Raw genomic sequence first — 14,809 nt, 5'->3', positions numbered from 1 at the left:
TGCGGATCACGGTGCTCAGGAACCGCGGGTGGTGGAACAGCCGGGGCACAGGCCCCAGTAGATGACCTCGGCCTCGTCGATCGAGAAGCCGTGGTGGTCGGACGTGGTCAGGCAGGGCGCCTCGCCGACCGCGCAGTCGACGTCGGCGACGGCACCGCATGACCGGCACACCACGTGGTGGTGGTTGTCCCCGACGCGTCCCTCGAACCGGGCCGGGCTGTCGCCTGGTTCGATACGGCGTACGAGTCCCGCCGCGGTGAGCGCGTGGAGGGCCTCGTACACGGCTTGCAGGGAGATGTGGCCCACGCGATCGCGCACCCCGGAGGCGATCGCCTCGACGTCGAGGTGGTTACCGTCCCGGACGGTCTCGAGCAGTGCGACGCGGGCGGCCGTCACTCGCAGGCCTGCCCCGCGTAGCTCCTCGGCGGTGGTTGGAGTCCCGGGTGCGGTCATGGTGCCAAACCCTAACTTCATAAACACGAACTGTACAAGACAACGAATAGTACAAGTCTAGCGCCGTGTCGAGCGATGTTCGCCCTGTTATGGCGTGACATGTCGTCCTGATGGTGATCTTGGGGGCGCAGCACGGTCGGGCCGTCTCGGCGGCGGAACGAGTACGCGTACGCGGAATCGATCACGCTACCGGCACCTGGTTACGCAAGATCGCCAACAGGGCGAACGCCGCCTGACGCGGCACCGGCTTCCATCCCGTGCTCGGCCCCGTCCTGTCCGGCACCGAACGAGCGTCGCGGCGGCGACGCGGCCACTCACGCGATTCTGGTTGAACAGCTCATTGCCCCACAGGTGAGGAGTTTCAGGACTCGTGGATGAGACGGTTCGCCGTCGGCTTGCGCCTCCCGTAGGGGGAGGCGCAAGGGTGAGGGCATGAACGGCGACACGCTCTACTCGATCGGTGATCTGGCCCGGCGGACCGGGCTGACGGTCAAGGCCATTCGGTTCTACTCCGACCGCGGGATCGTGCCGCCGACCGACCGTAACCCGGCAGGCCACCGCCTCTACGGCATCGACGCCGTCGCACGCCTGGACCTCGTGCGGACGCTGCGCGACCTGGGGCTGAACCTTCCCACGGTCCGGAAGGTCGTGCACCGGGAGATCTCGCTTCCCGAGGTCGCCGCAGCGCACGCCGAAGCACTGGCGGCGCAGATCCGAGTGCTACGCCTGCGGCGCGCGGTGCTGACGGCGGTGGCCAAGCGCGGGTCCACTCCCGAGGAGATGGATCTCATGCACCAGCTGGCCAAGCTTTCTGAGGACGAACGTCGACGTCTGATCGGCGATTTCCTCGACACCGCCTTCGGCGGCCTGGACGCCAACGCCGGATTCGTGGGGATCATGCGCTCGATGACCCCCGAGCTGCCCGACAATCCCGAGGCCGAGCAGGTCGAGGCATGGGTGGAGTTGGCCGAACTGTCCCAGGACCCGGATTTTCGCGCCAGCGTGCGGCGCATGGCCGAGCATCATGCGGCCGAGCGTGTCCAGGGCGACACCACGGTCCTGCGCCGCGACTCTGCCGCAATGGTCCGTGACCAGGTCGGCCCAGCCCTGGTGGCCGGCATCGACCCGGCCTCGCCCCAGGCCGATCCGGTCGTCGCGGCGGTCACGGCTCAGTACGCGGATGTCTTCGGCTGCGTGGACGACGTCGACCTTCGGCGCCGGCTGCTGACCCGGCTGGAAACCGCGAACGACCCTCGCAGGGAGCTGTACCTTCAGCTGCTCGCAGTGATCAACGGCTGGCCGGCCCCGGAAAGCCTGGTGCGGGTGTTCGACTGGTTCATCCAGGCCTTGCGTGCCCGGATACCGGGGTAGCGGTCCCTCCTCGACCCGGCCGTGGCCGCTCAGCGGGCGGACCTCTGGAACTCCCATGGGTCGTGCGCCGAGATGACGTCTATCTCGCCGCCGGACAGGCGGACGAGCTCGCCGAGCCGAAGCGAACGATCCACCTCGGCGCTGAGCTGCACGAAGTCCAGCATCGGATGAGAGCGTGGCGCGTCGGGGTCGACCTCCTCGATATCGAGCACGGGCTGGGCGTAGGTCGTCCACTCCTCGCCGAGTGTGTCGGCGTGTCGTGCCATGCTGCCATTCCCCGGTAGCGTCCGATCTTCAGGCAGGCGCCGACCCGTGGATGGACTCACCGTGAAGAAGCTGATCGTCCGGCTCTGGAGGCTCGTCAACGGCTCGCTCCAGTGGCGCATCCTCTGGCTCCGGCACGCCAAGTTCACGGTCGGTGTGACCGGGGTCGTGCGGGACGCGGACGGCAACGTTCTCCTGCTGAAGCATCGCTTCTGGCCGGAGGGCAGGCAGTGGGGGCTGCCGACCGGCTGTGCGAACAGGTCGGAGACCTTCGAGGACACGGTCTGCCGCGAGGTGCGGGAGGAGACCGGGCTGAAGGTCCACGTCGGAGAGCTCGTTCGGCTGAAGAGCGGCTACAAGCTGCGCCTGGAGGTGGCGTACGAGGCCGAGTTCATCGGTGGCACGCTTGAAATCGACGATTTCGAGATTCTGGAGGCGAGATGGTTCGCGCCGGACGAACTGCCGGAAGAGATGCAGGAGTCGCACCGTCTTCTCATCCACCGCGAGCATCTCTAGCCTCCATGCCGCGCCTGGCGCCGGGCGGTCACCTCGGTCGAGGACGCCGACCACGACGGAATCCGGAAGCTCGTGGCCGGCCGGTCGTGCCCTCGGCGGGACGGGTGTCCCCGGGTCTCAGCCGGTGGTCTCTTCGACGATGGAGTCGACCCGGTCGGGATAGAAGGCGACGTGGTCCTTGATCTCGGCGACGGCCGGGTGCGGCGACTCGTAGAACCACACCGCGTCCACCGACCGCTTCCCGTCCGTCGTAACGGTGTAGTAGCTCGCGTCGCCCTTGAACGGGCAGTAGGTGGCGGTGCCGGTCCGCTCCAGCAGCGAGCGGTCGACGTCGGTGATCGGGATGTACTGAACCGGCGGGTACGTCGCCTCACGCAGGGTCAACGCCCGCCGCGAGTCGGCGACCACCCGGCCGCCCACCGAGACGACGATCCGGGCCGGATTCGCCTCGATCGTGATCGGGTGATCGGGGCCGGGCTGCAGGATGGGCTTTTCGGTCATGGCGCGAACTCCTTTCTTCCAAAGGTAGTGCGCCGAGCCTCGGACCGCACTGCCGCCAACCCGGTACGGCCAGGGTGAACGGCCGGACCCTGGTCAGCCGGAACGTCAGGGCTTCGACGGCACGGGGGTGTCGGTCGTCAACCCGTTCGATCCCGCCGGGCATCCGCCGGGCGCGTAGGATCCGACAGCCGGACAACCGGGGCGAGTGCGAGGACGTGGCGTGAGTTTTGAACTCGGAGTCTGGCTCGGGGCCGAGCCGATCACCGCGCAGGAGGCGCTTCGCAGGTATCTCGTCTGGAGCCGGAGCGACGCCGTCCCCGGTGAGCCGAGCCCGGAGACGGCGGCCTTCTACGAGGAGCTGACCTCGCTCTTCCCCGACCTGACCGCCGAGAACTACGCGGTCTCACCGTGGTCCGCACCGCTGATCGTGGGGGAGGAGTTCGTGCTGATGGACGCGGTCTTCCCACGCGCCGGAGAGGTGTGCCGCGTGGTGCTGGAGCTGGCCCTGAGGCATCCTCTGGTGCTGTTCGAACCGTAGGCCCGGCGCGCGTCCGCCTTCAGGAGGAGACGGTCTCCGCCCAGCGATTGATCTTCTGCCCGCCGGAGCTCCAACGGTCCGTTCTTGTCCGGGCCGCTGCCTAATGTCCCTCATGGCGAAGGCGCCGCACGCTTGCGTCCGGGCGATCCGGACCGGTTCTCGGGAGATGCCGTCATGACCGTGTGGGAAGAAGTCCGCGACCTCATCGGCACCGGCGATGCTTTCAAGGTCGCGGCCAGGGTCGCCGCCCTTGACGACGCCGGGCGCGCGGAGGTGGCACGGGAGTTGCCCGGCCACCTCCCGGTGGCCCGGCAGGAGATGAGGGCGGCGGTGGAGAAGCGACGGTCCGACCGCTGGAACGAGCGAGACCGGGCCCGGAGGGCCCGGGGGGAGGCGTACAAGCGGTTCGCCCGCGAGCGCGGGATGTCCGATGCGGAGATCCACTGCCAGTGGGCGATGACCGACGGCTGGGGTGGCGACATGGAGGGCACCTGGGAGGATCCCTGGCCGGCCACCCCGGAGTACGGCGCGGGATACCCGGACAGGTCCGAGTACGACGCCTGGGTCGATCCGATGCGCGTCGCGGGAGCGGGCACGCTCCCCTGCGCGGCCGCGGCCTCCTGGCTTACCCGGCGCGGTTTCGAACGCGTCGGGGAATCCGCCGATCTCGTCGAACCGGTGCTCCAGGTGGTCGCCGCGCGTCCCGCCGAGTGGCAGGCCGATCTCGCCGTACGGCTCGCGCTGCGGATCCGCGTCCGGCCCAGGCGGTGGGAAGGCGACCTCGGAGACCGGAACCTGCCGCTCGCCCTGGCGCTGCTGCGCCACACCGGTGCCACACCGCCCGACCACGACCCGCTCGTGGTCGGCTGGGCCGACACGCCGCCGACCGCGGAACGGCTGCGCGAGGACCCGCTGCTCGACGTGCTGCTGCCCAGGCTCTTCCAGGCGCAGGGGGTGGGCCGCGCGCTGCGCGAGGAGCGGGCCGACCCGCTCGCCGCCGAGTCGTGGCTGGGCGCGCTGCGCACCCTGGCCGCCGAGGGAAGGGTGAGCCGGGAGGCGTTGCTGGAGGGCTGCGTGGGCCGGTTCCTGCGCGGGGGCGGCGCGACCGACCTGCGGTTCTTCGCCCGCCTGCACGAACTGCTCGAACCGTCTCCCGCCGAGGTGGCCTCCCGCGCCGGTGACTACCTGCGGCTGCTGCCGTCGGCGCCGGGGCCGGTGGCCGAACTGTCGCTCAGGCACCTGCGCCACCTGGAATCCCTCCCGCGGGACGATGCGAACGACCTCGACTCCGACGGCGTGAGCGAGGCCCTGTCCGGCCTGCTGTTCCGCGCGGAGAGCGGGCTGGTCAGGTCCGGGCTGGCCTGGCTGGACCGGTTCCTCCAGCGGGAGCCGGAACGGGCCGACGAGCTGTCGTCGGCCCTGGCGGCGGCGCTCGGCCACGAGGCGCCCGCAGTCCAGGAGCGGGCCGTGCGCCTGCTGGTCGGGCACGCGGCGGCCTTCGGCCCGCTCGGTGCCGAGGCCGTACGGGACGGGGCCGGGCAGCTTCCCGCCGGCCTGTCCAACAGGCTGGTCGGGGTCTTCGGCGGAGATCTCCAGGAGGAACCCGAGCCCGAGCCGGAGCCGGAGGAGCCCTTCGTCCCCGGCACGCTCCCCGCGCCGCCGCCAGCCACTGCGTTCCCGGTGCCGCGGACGCCCCAGCAGGTGGTCGCCCTGTACGGGAAGAAGGACTGGGTCGAGGCCGAGGGGTTTCTCGGCGGGTTCGTCCGCCTCGCCGCCGAAGATCCCGGTGGGCTCCGGGACGCGCTGGCGGCACACCCCGCGAGGCAGCCGACGCAAGGCAGCTGGACGAGTCCCGAGTGCTGGGGTGCCGCGATCGTGGCGGAGTTCGTCGATCCCGGCGCGGAACCCCTTCCGGATGGCCTCGCCTCCCCGGAGGAGACCAGACCCGGGTGCGGGATCCGCCCTGCCGGCCCGCGACCGGGGTCGCCGTGGACGAGGCTTCCCGGCCGGGATGAGGTCTGCGCGCCGGAGTGGCTCGTGCTGCGTCGTCACGCGGAGATCCTGGTCGCGCTCAAGGAGGATGTCCTGCCGCCGCTGCTGCTGGCCACGCCCACCCTCTCCACCGGCCACCTCGACCCCGTGGAGCTGGTCGCCCGGATCGAGGAGCTGGAGGCGGCGGGGGTGGAGCCGCTCCCGGCCGATCTGGCGCAGGCGCTGCTCAGGCTGCCCAGGACCGTCGACCCCGCCGCGGTGACGCGGGCCGCCGCGCTGACCTCGGCGGCCGGGCGCGAGACCGCCCGCCGGCTGGCGGGGAACGGGCTGCCCGATCCGGTGGTGACCGTCCGCCGGTTCTGCTCTCCCGGTGCGAAGCCGGGCTGGGAACTCACGGAGGACCCGGCCGGACACTGGCTCGACAAGCGCGAGCCGCAGCGGGTTCTCGAAGCGTGGCAGACCCTGGCGGTGGCCTCCATCACGCCGGGCGACATCACGCCGGGCGGCATCACCCCGGGCGCACCGGCCGGTGAGCGGACGGTCCGTGCCGCGGCGTCGCTGATCGCCGAACTCCTGGTCTCGCCGCCCCGGTTCCTGGAGGAGGGGCGCGGCCATCACGGCAAGCTGATCGGCTGGTGGCCGGGCGTCATGCCGTCCCACCGCGAGGTGATCGCCGCGCACATGGTCCCGCTCCGGTTTCGCAGCGACTGGACCGGTGGCCTCGTCGACGGGCCGCGGCTCACCGATCTCGCGTGCGCGCAGGGACCGGTCGGGCAGGCGACCGCCCTGCTTCTGGTGGAACGGCTCGCCCTGAGCATGTCGGTGTACCGGCGCCGGGCCGTGCAATACCTCCTGGCCACCGGGGACCTGCCCGCCGCCCAGCTGGGTACGGAGTTCGGGGAGCGGATACGCCGGTCCTGGCTCTCGATCTCCACGTTCCGGACGATCATGGAGGACGCCGTCTGCGTGGGCACCCACCGCGAGGCATGGGCCATGATCGCCGCCGCCCTGCCCGGCCTGCTGGCCGTTTCGGGCGGGCGGCCCCCCAAGGAACTGGTCGATTTCCTCGCCTTCGCCCGCCGGGTGGCCCGGCAGGTGAAGGCGACCGGCGAGATCCCCGAGGTCACGGCGGTCGCCGGGCGCAAGGGCTCCACCCAGGTCATCCGTGAGTGCCGCGGGCTGCGCGACCTGCTCTCCGCGCCGTGACAGCCGGACGGCGTCGTTCTCGATCGGCGTCGGCCACGGTCAGCGGCTGACCCCGTCGGACGGGCGGAGCAGGTCGAGGTCGGCGCGGCGGGGGAGGCTCTCCCAGTCGCCGTCGGCGGTCACCGCGAAGGCCCCGGCGGCGGAGGCGGTGGCGAGGCGCCGCTCGGAGGTCGCCCCGGCGAGGGTCTCGGCGATCCAGCCGGCGGCGAAGGCGTCCCCGGCGCCCACCGGGTCGAGCTCGGCGACCCGGTGGGGCTCCGCGTGCCGTACGGCGCCGTCGGAGAGCTCGACCGCGCCGAGGGCGCCGCGCTTGATGAGGACGTGGCGCGGGCCGAGGTCCGACAGGGCGTGGGCCAGGGTGAGCGGGTCGTCGCCCTCGACGATCAGCCTGGCCTCGGCCTCGGTGGCGAACAGGACGTCCACGGCGGCGACGGTCTCGCGCAGCGCGGCGGACGCCTCGGCGGGCGTCCACAGGGCCCGGCGGTAGTTGACGTCCATCGACACGATCGCGCCCGCGTCGCGGGCCTCGACGATCGCGGCCCGCACCGCCTCGGCGGCCGACGCCGACAGCGCGAGGGTGATACCGGTGACGTGCAGCACGCGTGCCGAGCGGATCAGCGAGACGTCCAGGTCGGCGGGGCGGAGCCGGGATCCGGCGCTCGCCGAGCGGTAGTAGCGCACGTCGACCACCTCGGACGTGCGCCTGCTCTTGATCATCAGGCCGGTGGGCGCCTCGGGATCGACCAGCATCCCCCGTACGTCGACGCCCTCGCCGGCCAGCGTCGAGCGGAGCAGTTCCCCGAACTCGTCGGCGCCCACCCTGCCGATCCAGGCCGCGCGCCCGCCGAGGCGGCAGACGCCGATGGCCACGTTGGACTCCGCGCCACCCACGCCGAGCCCGAAGTCGCGGGCGTGCCTGAGCGGGCCGGTACGCCGCGCGCTGAACAGCGCCATGCTCTCGCCGAGCGTTACCAGGTCGGTCATGGGAGAGGAGTCGTCCTTAGGGAGATCGGTGCCGGTTTCGCCGGTCAACGGGTCGTGCCGGTGGTGAGGTCGACACCGGTCCTGGCGTCGGCGGACGGACCGTGTCCGGTTTCGCCGGTCACCGGGTCGCCCCGAGCTTCCTGGAGATGCGCAGGGCCGTCTCGGCCACCAGGGGTCCCAGCTCTCGTACCCTCGTGGCGGTGATCCGGGAGGTGAGGCCCGAGATGGAGATCGCCGAGATGGCGACGTCGTTGTGGTTGAAGATCGGCGCCGCGACGCAGCGCACCTCGGGCTCGTTCTCCCGGTCGTCGACCGAGTAGCCCCGCTGCCGGATCCGGCCCAGCTCGGTACGGAGGCGCGCGGCGTCGGTGATGGTGTGCCGGGTGACGTACGGCAGCCCGGCGGTCACGATCTCCTCGACTGCCTCCTCCGGCTGCCAGGCGAGGATCGCCTTGCCCACGGCGGTGCGGTAGACGGGAGCGCGGCTGCCGATGCGCGAGGCCATGCGCACGTTGGTCTCGTTCTCGACCTTGTCGATATAGACCACGTCGGGCGGGTCGTAGACCACGAGATGGACCGTCTCCCTGGCCTCCGTCATCAGCCGGTGCGACTCCTCGGCGGCCACGGTCCGCAGGTCGAGCGTGGCCAGGTAGGCCTGCCCGAGGTGGAGGGCGCCGCTACCCAGCCGGTAGGCGCCGCTCCTGCGGTCGCGTTCCAGCAGCCTGGCCTCGATGAGCGGGGTGGCCAGCCGGAGCACAGTGCTCTTGGACATGCCGAGCGCCTCGGCGAGCCGGGTGAGCGACAGGCCGTGGCCCGCGCCCGCGTGGTCGCGTACGTGCGCGAGGACGGCGAGGGCACGCCGGAGCGAGGCCGACTGGTTGCGTTCCGGGGCGGGCTCACTCATCACGGCTTTCCATGGTGCTCCGGCAGATCGAATACCAGGTCAAGGTAGGCGAGCACGCCACCTCGCGCCAGCTTGCAGCACAACCTTCTGCACTGCACAACAAATCGGTGATCTGCTTCCCGTGGCGGACGGGGCTTCCTAGGGTCTGCCGCCAACAGGAGGAGGCGCTTTGAAGTTCCTGAACGTGGCCGTGGCGGGTGTGGCCCTGCTGGCCCTCGCGGCGTGCGCGCCGTCCACCGCCCCGTCGGCGGGCGGCGGCGACGAGAAGTCCGGAACCCTGCGGGTCTGGCTCTTCGACGAGCCCAACCGTGCTCCCAAGGAGAAGGTGGTGGAAGAGGCGATCAAGGAGTTCACCGCGGCCAACGCGGGGGTGAAGGTCGAGGTCACCTACATCCCGACGACGCCGGCCCGGCACGAGAAGTTCAAGGGCGCGTTCAACGACCCGGCCAGCGCCCCCGACGTCGCCGAGTACGGCAACACCGACCTGGCCGAGTACGCCGCCGCGGGCGGCTTCGCCGACCTGAGCGCCGACCTCGCGAGCTGGCCGGAGGGCAAGGACGTCGGCACGGACCTGCTCGGGTCCGCGACCGTCGACGGCAAGGTCTACGGCCTGCCGTGGTACATCGGCATCCGGGCCCTCTACTACCGCACCGACGTCTTCGAGGAACTCGGCCTCAAGCCGCCCACGACGATCAAGGCTCTGACCGAGACCGCCCGCGAGATCCGTGAGAAGAAGCCCGACCTGTACGGCGTCGCCGTCGGAGGGGAGTACACCTTCGGCGCGCTGCCCTTCGTCTGGGACGCCGGAGGCGACATCGAGAGCCTCGACGGCGACGCCGCCCGCAAGGGTGTGAAGAACTACACCGACCTGCTCAAGGATGACAACTGCCCGCCGCAGGCGTGTGCGAGCCTAACCGGCGGCAAGACCGTCGAACTGTTCGCCAGTGGCAAGGCCGCGATGGGCATCCTGGGCAACTTCAGCAGGTCCGCGGTGGACGCGGGCGCGGCGGCGGGCAAATACGCGGTGGTGCCGCTGCCGGGCACCGAGGAGGGGACGATCGCCCCGGCCTTCTCCGGCGGCAACAACCTCGGCGTCATGAAGAACAGCGGGCACCGCTCGCTGGCCGTCAAGTTCGTCCAGTTGCTGGGTGGCAAGGCCTACCAGACCAAGATGTACGAGGCCATGGGTAACCTGCCCACCCTGACCTCCGCGCGGGACGAGCTCGCGGCCTCGGACCCCTTCCTCAAGCCGTTCCTCGACACCGTCGCGGCGGGCACCCGCTTCGTGCCGATCGACCCGGCCTGGGTGAAGATCGACAACCAGAAGGTCATCCCGACCATGCTGCAGAAGATCGCCACGGGGCAGTCCACAGTCGAGCAGGCCACCGAGGAGGCCGCCGCGGCGGTGAAGGCGGCGTTCGGCCGGTCATGACCACCGCCACCACGACGACGGCGGGCTCCGGGGCCGGGGTCCGCCGGGCGGTGCCGCGCCCCGGCGGCGGGCTCAGGCCGTGGCTCTACCTGCTGCCCTCCGCTGCCGTGCTGCTGCCGCTCTTCGGCTACCCGATCTACATGCTCGGCCTGCTGTCGGTGTTCGACTACCGGCAGGCCCAGGTCAGTGGGGGAGAGCCGACGAGGTTCATCGGCTTCGAGAACTACGCGACGCTCCTGGGCGACCAGCGCTTCTGGTCGGTGCTGGCGCAGACCCTGGTGTTCGCCGCGGCCCTGGTGGTCGCGACGCTGGCCGTCGGCGCGACCCTCGCCGTCGTGCTCACCAGGGCGGGCCGGGTGCCCCGGCTGCTGTTGTCGCTGGCGGCCATGGCCGCCTGGGCCGCGCCCGCCATGACCGGCTCGACGGTCTGGATGTTCCTCTTCGACGCCGACCTGGGCCTGGTCAACCAGGTCCTGGGCATCGAGGGCTATAACTGGTTCTACGACAAATGGGTGACCTTCGGGGTCGTCGGTGCCACGGTGGTCTGGCACTCCTTCCCATTCGTCATGGTGACCCTCTACGCCGGGATCCAGGCCATTCCGGTCTCCGTCCTGGAGGCGGCAGCCCTGGACGGCGCCTCCGCATGGAACTCGTTCTGGCGGATCATCGTGCCGATGCTGCGGCCGCTGATCACGATCGTGGTCATTCAGTCGATCATCTGGGACTTCAAGATCTTCACGCAGATCTATGTGATGACCAACGGCGGCGGCATAGCGGGGCAGAACTCGGTGCTCAACGTCTACGCCTACCAGACGGCCTTCGGCTCGTCGGAGTACGGGCTTGGCGCGGCGATCGGCGTCGTCATGACCCTGATCCTGCTCACGGTCACCCTCTTCTACATCCGTGCCCTCTACCGTACGGGGGAGAAGCTGTGAGCAGGTCCCGCCTGATCGCCAACGCCGTGGCGCTGGTCACCGCGTTCGTCACCTTCTTCCCGATCTACTGGATGGTGCTCTCCGCGCTCAAGCCCGCCGGGGAGATGCAGTCACTCCAGGTGCGCCCGTGGACCCTGGCACCCACCTTCGAGCACTTCCGGCGGGTGCTCGGTGGCGAGAACTTCGGCCGCTACCTGCTCAACAGCCTGGGTGTCGCCCTGACCGTCGTCGTCCTGTCCGCGCTGGTGGCCTTTCTCGCCGCGGTCGCGGTGACCCGGTTCCGCTTCCGGTTCCGTACCACCGTGCTGATCATGTTCCTGGTGGCGCAGATGGTGCCGGTGGAGGCGCTCACCATCCCGCTGTTCTTCCTCGTCCGCGACCTCGGCGGGGTGGTGCCCGGAGTGGGCCTCAACACCCTGGGCTCGCTCGTCCTGGTCCACCTGGCGTTCTCGCTGCCGTTCGCCGTCTGGATGATGAGGGGGTTCGTGGCCGCGGTGCCCGAGACGCTGGAGGAGGCCGCGATGATCGACGGCGCGAGCCGGCCGGTGATCCTGTGGCGGATCCTCTTTCCCCTCGTCGCGCCGGGACTGGTCGCCACGAGCGTCTTCTCGTTCATCACCGCCTGGAACGACTTCATCTTCGCCAGGACCTTCATCATCTCGGCCAGGGACAACCAGACGCTGCCCTCGGCCCTGCTGGTCTTCTTCAAGCCCGACGAGAACGACTGGGGCGGCATCATGGCGGCCTCGACGCTGATGACCGTTCCTGTGCTGATCTTCTTCGTGGCCGTCCAGCGCAGGCTGGTGGCCGGGCTGGGCGGGGCGGTGAAGGACTGACACCCGCCGGGCTCCGTTCCCCTCTGTACCGATAATTTTTGCCTGGACCAGGGCAGAACTGTCCCTTGGGATGGTTGACAGGCCAAAATTGGTCCGTGGTCAGGATCGGATCGGTAGGAATGAGCGATTGCGAGGGTGGGAGGCTTCCGCCAGTTCTGGGCCAGTTGTTCGCTGACGAGGCCGACGGGAGCAGCGGGGGCGAGGGCCGGAGGCTCTCGGTGGACCTGCCACCGGGTGACGTGGTGTGGCCCGACCCCGGTTACGCTCAGCTCTCCTTTCGTCGCCGTCCGGCGTTCTGGCTCAGTGAGGTGGCCGTCTCAGGTGAGTACTGGGCACGGCTGCGGGCGCAGCACGAGCACTCCGGCCTGTGGCCGGTGCTGCTGGAGGACTCGGTGCAGCCCTGGTCGGCCGGTCAGATCGCCCCGGACACCGCCGTCGAGATCGACAACTACCACGCCGCCGCGTTCATGGGCGAGGTCTGGTCCGACTGGATCGCCAAGGCTCACATCGACCAGCTCGAAATCCTCGACCCCTTCGGAGTCGAATGTCCGGGTCCGGCCCCGGCGGGAAGGCTCGCCGCCGATCCCGGCGTGGTCGCCGACTGGTACGCGGGCCTGGTGGCCGAGCGCAGGACCCCGCTCGGACTCGTCGCGGTCGAGCGCGGGGCCGACGCCCTCGCCGTCATGGGCTGGCAGGGCGCCCTGAACCACAACGAGTGGATGGTCCCGCTCGCGGCGGTGGTACGGAGCTGGGAGGACAGGTTCGGGGTGCGGCTGGTCGGGATGGGGTTCAACACCCTCGACCTCAGCGTCGCCGCGCCCCCGACGACCTCGGAACACGCCCTGCACGTCGCCGCGGAGCACTGGACGTTCTGCCCCGACAGCATCATCCAGGGCGCGGGGAACCTCATCGACTACGCCGAGCAGATCAAGGGCAGGAACGCCTGGTCGTTCTGGTGGGACTGAGCTCGCCCGTCGTGGATCCCCCTTCGTCGAGGGAGGGCTTCCTCGGAGAGCGTGTATTCCCCAATGTGGATCTTTGAGGGTGATCTACCTCGGGGATGGTCTCTCCCCGGGCGTGGAAGGGCTTCGGGTACGGGGCGCGGGGGGTGGATCACCCTCGCGCGACTGGGCCCCTCGTGGGCGCGGAAGGCCCTCGGATACGGGTCTCCGGGGTGTGAAACCCGAGATCGGCAAGACGTTCTCGCTGGTAGGGCGGTTGTTGGTGGGACGGGGTCTCCGATGGGCTTCTCTTGAAGCTTGTAGGTAGATCTTCTGGGGTTTTCATGGCATTTGCTTTGCTTTGTCCGATTTCGGTGGGTAGTGTCCACGGATATCGGTTGGCGACCTGCCCTTCACAAGAGGGAGCGGCCGGCCGACGTCGAATCCCACCGGGCCCGCAGGGTCCGGGGAACCGGGGAACCACTTTCCCGGGGTGAATCCGCCGCGAACGTGCGGCGGTAGGGCAACTCCATCGCCCGAACCCGTCAGCTAACCCGGTAGACGAGCTGGAGAGGAGATCCCCCTCATGGATCACCGCGTCACCACGTCGGTGCCCGCCCTGCCCGTGCCGACCACCTGAACTTCATCTCTGTCCTTCGCCGCCGCGCCTGAGCGCGGCACCTGGACCGTGCTCCGCGTAGCGATCCGCTGATCTCGCCACGCCGCTTTTCCGAAGAGCGCGTCCCCGCCAGTGCACCCCTTGCCGTGTGTCGCAGCTGGCTGCCCCGTTCCCTCGTGAAAGAGCCCCTTCCTCATGCGTCTCCCCTTTGACCTGCCCAAGAACGGCCTGATCAAGAACCTCTCGTACAAGAACCGTCTCACCACCGCCGCCCTCGTCGGCGCGAGCGTGCTCGTCTCCGGCGGCGTCGCCTCCGCGCTGCCCGCCTCCCCCGCCGTCGCCGCCCCCGCCTCCGCCGCCTCCCCCGGCGCGGACACCGAGGTGGCCGCCAACGAGGCCGTGCTCCTCCAGGGCTCGACCAGGGCCTCCTACTTCTGGGACGACTCCTCGGGCCGGGCCGGCGACACCGGTCTGCCGGCCAGTGGCAAGCCGATGCAGAAGGGCATGATCGCCAGCCCGAGCTGGCCCCTGTTCACCGAGGGCTACGTCGTCTACAAGGGCAAGAAGGCCAAGTTCTTCGTCGGTGACCGCGGTCCCGGCGTGCCCTCCAACGTGGGCGTCATGATCGACCTTGACGCCAAGACCTTCGCCGACCTGACCGGTGGCCGGTTCAACCCCGCCACGCTCGGTGTGGACGGTAACGGCGGCATGGGCCACATCGACGTCAAGTACGTGGTCACCAAGTGGGGTGACGGCGTGGGCAAGAAGAACCACCCCGTGGCGTTCTCCACCGGTGCCTGGCGTTACCGGGACGCGAACCCGGCGAAGCCTCCGCAGACCGTCCTGGTCAAGTCCGAGCAGTCCAAGAAGGCTGTGAAGACCCAGCAGGTGAGCCAGACGTTCGCCAAGCCCAAGATCATGTCCGAGCCCCTCACCGCGCCCGGGGCGATCGTCGCCGCCAAGCCGGTCGCCCTGTCCGGCGCCGATGCCAAGGCCGCCGAGCAGGGTGTCCGGGACCTGGGCGCCACCGCCCCGGTGGCGGCCGCGACCCCGGCCGGTCCCTCCGCCACCACGGCCGCCACCCTGGCCCTGGCGGGAGTGCTCGCCGCGGGCGGTGCCACCTACCTGGTCGCCGGCCGCCTCCGCCGCAGGGCGGTCGCTGAGGAGAGCTGAGGCCCGGCGCGATCTCCGGCCGTCCCGCACCGACGCGATCGATGAGCTCACCGCCCCGGTAACGCCCGGGCGGTGAGCTCCTGCCGCGGCCCGGGGCCGGTGTGTTATGGGCCCGGCCGCGGCCGGGTGAGAGCACGCGCCGCT

General features: G+C 70.4%; 14 protein-coding genes and 1 riboswitch. Of the genes, 9 read left to right on the top strand and 5 right to left on the bottom strand.

Features of this window, described 5'->3' with window-relative positions:
* Nucleotides 1-15 precede the first annotated feature (15 nt).
* Nucleotides 16-453, bottom strand: coding sequence for a Fur family transcriptional regulator (locus tag ACWD3H_RS36875; RefSeq protein WP_451958296.1), 438 nt, complete (start codon nucleotides 451-453; stop codon nucleotides 16-18).
* 432 nt (nucleotides 454-885) lie between these two features.
* Between ACWD3H_RS36875 and ACWD3H_RS36870 the strand changes: the two genes are divergently transcribed.
* On the top strand, nucleotides 886-1,824 hold the full coding sequence (locus ACWD3H_RS36870) for a MerR family transcriptional regulator (protein ID WP_451958295.1): 939 nt from the start codon (nucleotides 886-888) through the stop codon (nucleotides 1,822-1,824).
* A gap of 29 nt (nucleotides 1,825-1,853) precedes the next feature.
* Here ACWD3H_RS36870 and ACWD3H_RS36865 read toward each other — a convergent pair whose 3' ends face one another.
* A complete protein-coding gene (locus ACWD3H_RS36865) occupies nucleotides 1,854-2,090 on the bottom strand; it encodes a hypothetical protein (protein WP_451958294.1) in 237 nt (78 codons plus the stop codon).
* A gap of 61 nt (nucleotides 2,091-2,151) precedes the next feature.
* On the opposite strand from ACWD3H_RS36865, the gene ACWD3H_RS36860 reads away from it, so the two are divergent.
* Nucleotides 2,152-2,604, top strand: coding sequence for an NUDIX domain-containing protein (locus ACWD3H_RS36860; protein ID WP_451958293.1), 453 nt, complete (start codon nucleotides 2,152-2,154; stop codon nucleotides 2,602-2,604).
* 117 nt (nucleotides 2,605-2,721) lie between these two features.
* Here the strand turns inward: ACWD3H_RS36860 and ACWD3H_RS36855 are convergent, their stop codons facing one another.
* Nucleotides 2,722-3,105 (bottom strand): DUF427 domain-containing protein, encoded by a 384-nt coding sequence (locus tag ACWD3H_RS36855; protein ID WP_350912687.1) that lies wholly within the window; start codon nucleotides 3,103-3,105, stop codon nucleotides 2,722-2,724.
* 220 nt (nucleotides 3,106-3,325) lie between these two features.
* On the opposite strand from ACWD3H_RS36855, the gene ACWD3H_RS36850 reads away from it, so the two are divergent.
* Together ACWD3H_RS36850 and ACWD3H_RS36845 are read left to right on the top strand one after the other, a co-directional pair.
* Complete coding sequence (locus tag ACWD3H_RS36850) at nucleotides 3,326-3,643, top strand: hypothetical protein (RefSeq protein ID WP_350912689.1); 318 nt, start codon at nucleotides 3,326-3,328, stop codon at nucleotides 3,641-3,643.
* A 174-nt stretch (nucleotides 3,644-3,817) separates the two neighbouring features.
* The gene (locus ACWD3H_RS36845) at nucleotides 3,818-6,841 is read left to right on the top strand and encodes a hypothetical protein (RefSeq protein WP_451958292.1); all 3,024 of its coding nucleotides are present in this window, start codon (nucleotides 3,818-3,820) and stop codon (nucleotides 6,839-6,841) included.
* Between the two features lie 39 nt (nucleotides 6,842-6,880).
* Here the strand turns inward: ACWD3H_RS36845 and ACWD3H_RS36840 are convergent, their stop codons facing one another.
* Both ACWD3H_RS36840 and ACWD3H_RS36835 read right to left on the bottom strand, forming a co-directional pair.
* On the bottom strand, nucleotides 6,881-7,825 hold the full coding sequence (locus ACWD3H_RS36840) for a sugar kinase (protein ID WP_355552415.1): 945 nt from the start codon (nucleotides 7,823-7,825) through the stop codon (nucleotides 6,881-6,883).
* A gap of 118 nt (nucleotides 7,826-7,943) precedes the next feature.
* Nucleotides 7,944-8,729, bottom strand: coding sequence for an IclR family transcriptional regulator (locus ACWD3H_RS36835; protein WP_451958291.1), 786 nt, complete (start codon nucleotides 8,727-8,729; stop codon nucleotides 7,944-7,946).
* A gap of 169 nt (nucleotides 8,730-8,898) precedes the next feature.
* On the opposite strand from ACWD3H_RS36835, the gene ACWD3H_RS36830 reads away from it, so the two are divergent.
* The 5 genes from ACWD3H_RS36830 to ACWD3H_RS36810 all read left to right on the top strand — a co-directional run bounded on the left by ACWD3H_RS36830 (nucleotide 8,899) and on the right by ACWD3H_RS36810 (nucleotide 14,665).
* Nucleotides 8,899-10,161, top strand: a complete 1,263-nt coding sequence (locus ACWD3H_RS36830; RefSeq protein WP_451958290.1) for an extracellular solute-binding protein — start codon at nucleotides 8,899-8,901, stop codon at nucleotides 10,159-10,161.
* The gene (locus ACWD3H_RS36825) at nucleotides 10,158-11,096 is read left to right on the top strand and encodes a carbohydrate ABC transporter permease (RefSeq protein WP_350964520.1); all 939 of its coding nucleotides are present in this window, start codon (nucleotides 10,158-10,160) and stop codon (nucleotides 11,094-11,096) included. The genes ACWD3H_RS36830 and ACWD3H_RS36825 overlap by 4 nt, the downstream gene beginning before the upstream one ends.
* Entirely contained in the window at nucleotides 11,093-11,932 is an 840-nt protein-coding gene (locus ACWD3H_RS36820) for a carbohydrate ABC transporter permease (protein ID WP_451958289.1), read from the top strand. Before ACWD3H_RS36825 ends, ACWD3H_RS36820 begins: the two co-directional genes overlap by 4 nt.
* Nucleotides 11,933-12,096: 164 nt before the next feature.
* Nucleotides 12,097-12,897 (top strand): DUF4253 domain-containing protein, encoded by an 801-nt coding sequence (locus ACWD3H_RS36815; protein WP_451958288.1) that lies wholly within the window; start codon nucleotides 12,097-12,099, stop codon nucleotides 12,895-12,897.
* A gap of 403 nt (nucleotides 12,898-13,300) precedes the next feature.
* A riboswitch (cyclic di-AMP (ydaO/yuaA leader) is annotated at nucleotides 13,301-13,452 on the top strand.
* A 235-nt stretch (nucleotides 13,453-13,687) separates the two neighbouring features.
* Entirely contained in the window at nucleotides 13,688-14,665 is a 978-nt protein-coding gene (locus ACWD3H_RS36810) for a hypothetical protein (protein ID WP_451958287.1), read from the top strand.
* The last annotated feature ends 144 nt before the right edge of the window (nucleotides 14,666-14,809 follow it).

This window comes from Streptosporangium sp. NPDC002607 (assembly GCF_053592655.1).
Note: the sequence above shows the minus strand (reverse complement) of the source record. Positions and strands in the feature narration are given on the sequence as shown.

What these genes read in the sequence shown, in the direction of transcription:
- ACWD3H_RS36875 (WP_451958296.1), bottom strand. Translation starts at nt 453, where the DNA reads ATGACCGCACCCGGGACTCCAACCACCGCCGAGGAGCTACGCGGGGCA.
- ACWD3H_RS36870 (WP_451958295.1), top strand. Translation starts at nt 886, where the DNA reads ATGAACGGCGACACGCTCTACTCGATCGGTGATCTGGCCCGGCGGACC.
- ACWD3H_RS36865 (WP_451958294.1), bottom strand. Translation starts at nt 2,090, where the DNA reads ATGGCACGACACGCCGACACACTCGGCGAGGAGTGGACGACCTACGCC.
- ACWD3H_RS36855 (WP_350912687.1), bottom strand. Translation starts at nt 3,105, where the DNA reads ATGACCGAAAAGCCCATCCTGCAGCCCGGCCCCGATCACCCGATCACG.
- ACWD3H_RS36845 (WP_451958292.1), top strand. Translation starts at nt 3,818, where the DNA reads ATGACCGTGTGGGAAGAAGTCCGCGACCTCATCGGCACCGGCGATGCT.
- ACWD3H_RS36840 (WP_355552415.1), bottom strand. Translation starts at nt 7,825, where the DNA reads ATGACCGACCTGGTAACGCTCGGCGAGAGCATGGCGCTGTTCAGCGCG.
- ACWD3H_RS36835 (WP_451958291.1), bottom strand. Translation starts at nt 8,729, where the DNA reads ATGAGTGAGCCCGCCCCGGAACGCAACCAGTCGGCCTCGCTCCGGCGT.
- ACWD3H_RS36825 (WP_350964520.1), top strand. Translation starts at nt 10,158, where the DNA reads ATGACCACCGCCACCACGACGACGGCGGGCTCCGGGGCCGGGGTCCGC.
- ACWD3H_RS36810 (WP_451958287.1), top strand. Translation starts at nt 13,688, where the DNA reads ATGCGTCTCCCCTTTGACCTGCCCAAGAACGGCCTGATCAAGAACCTC.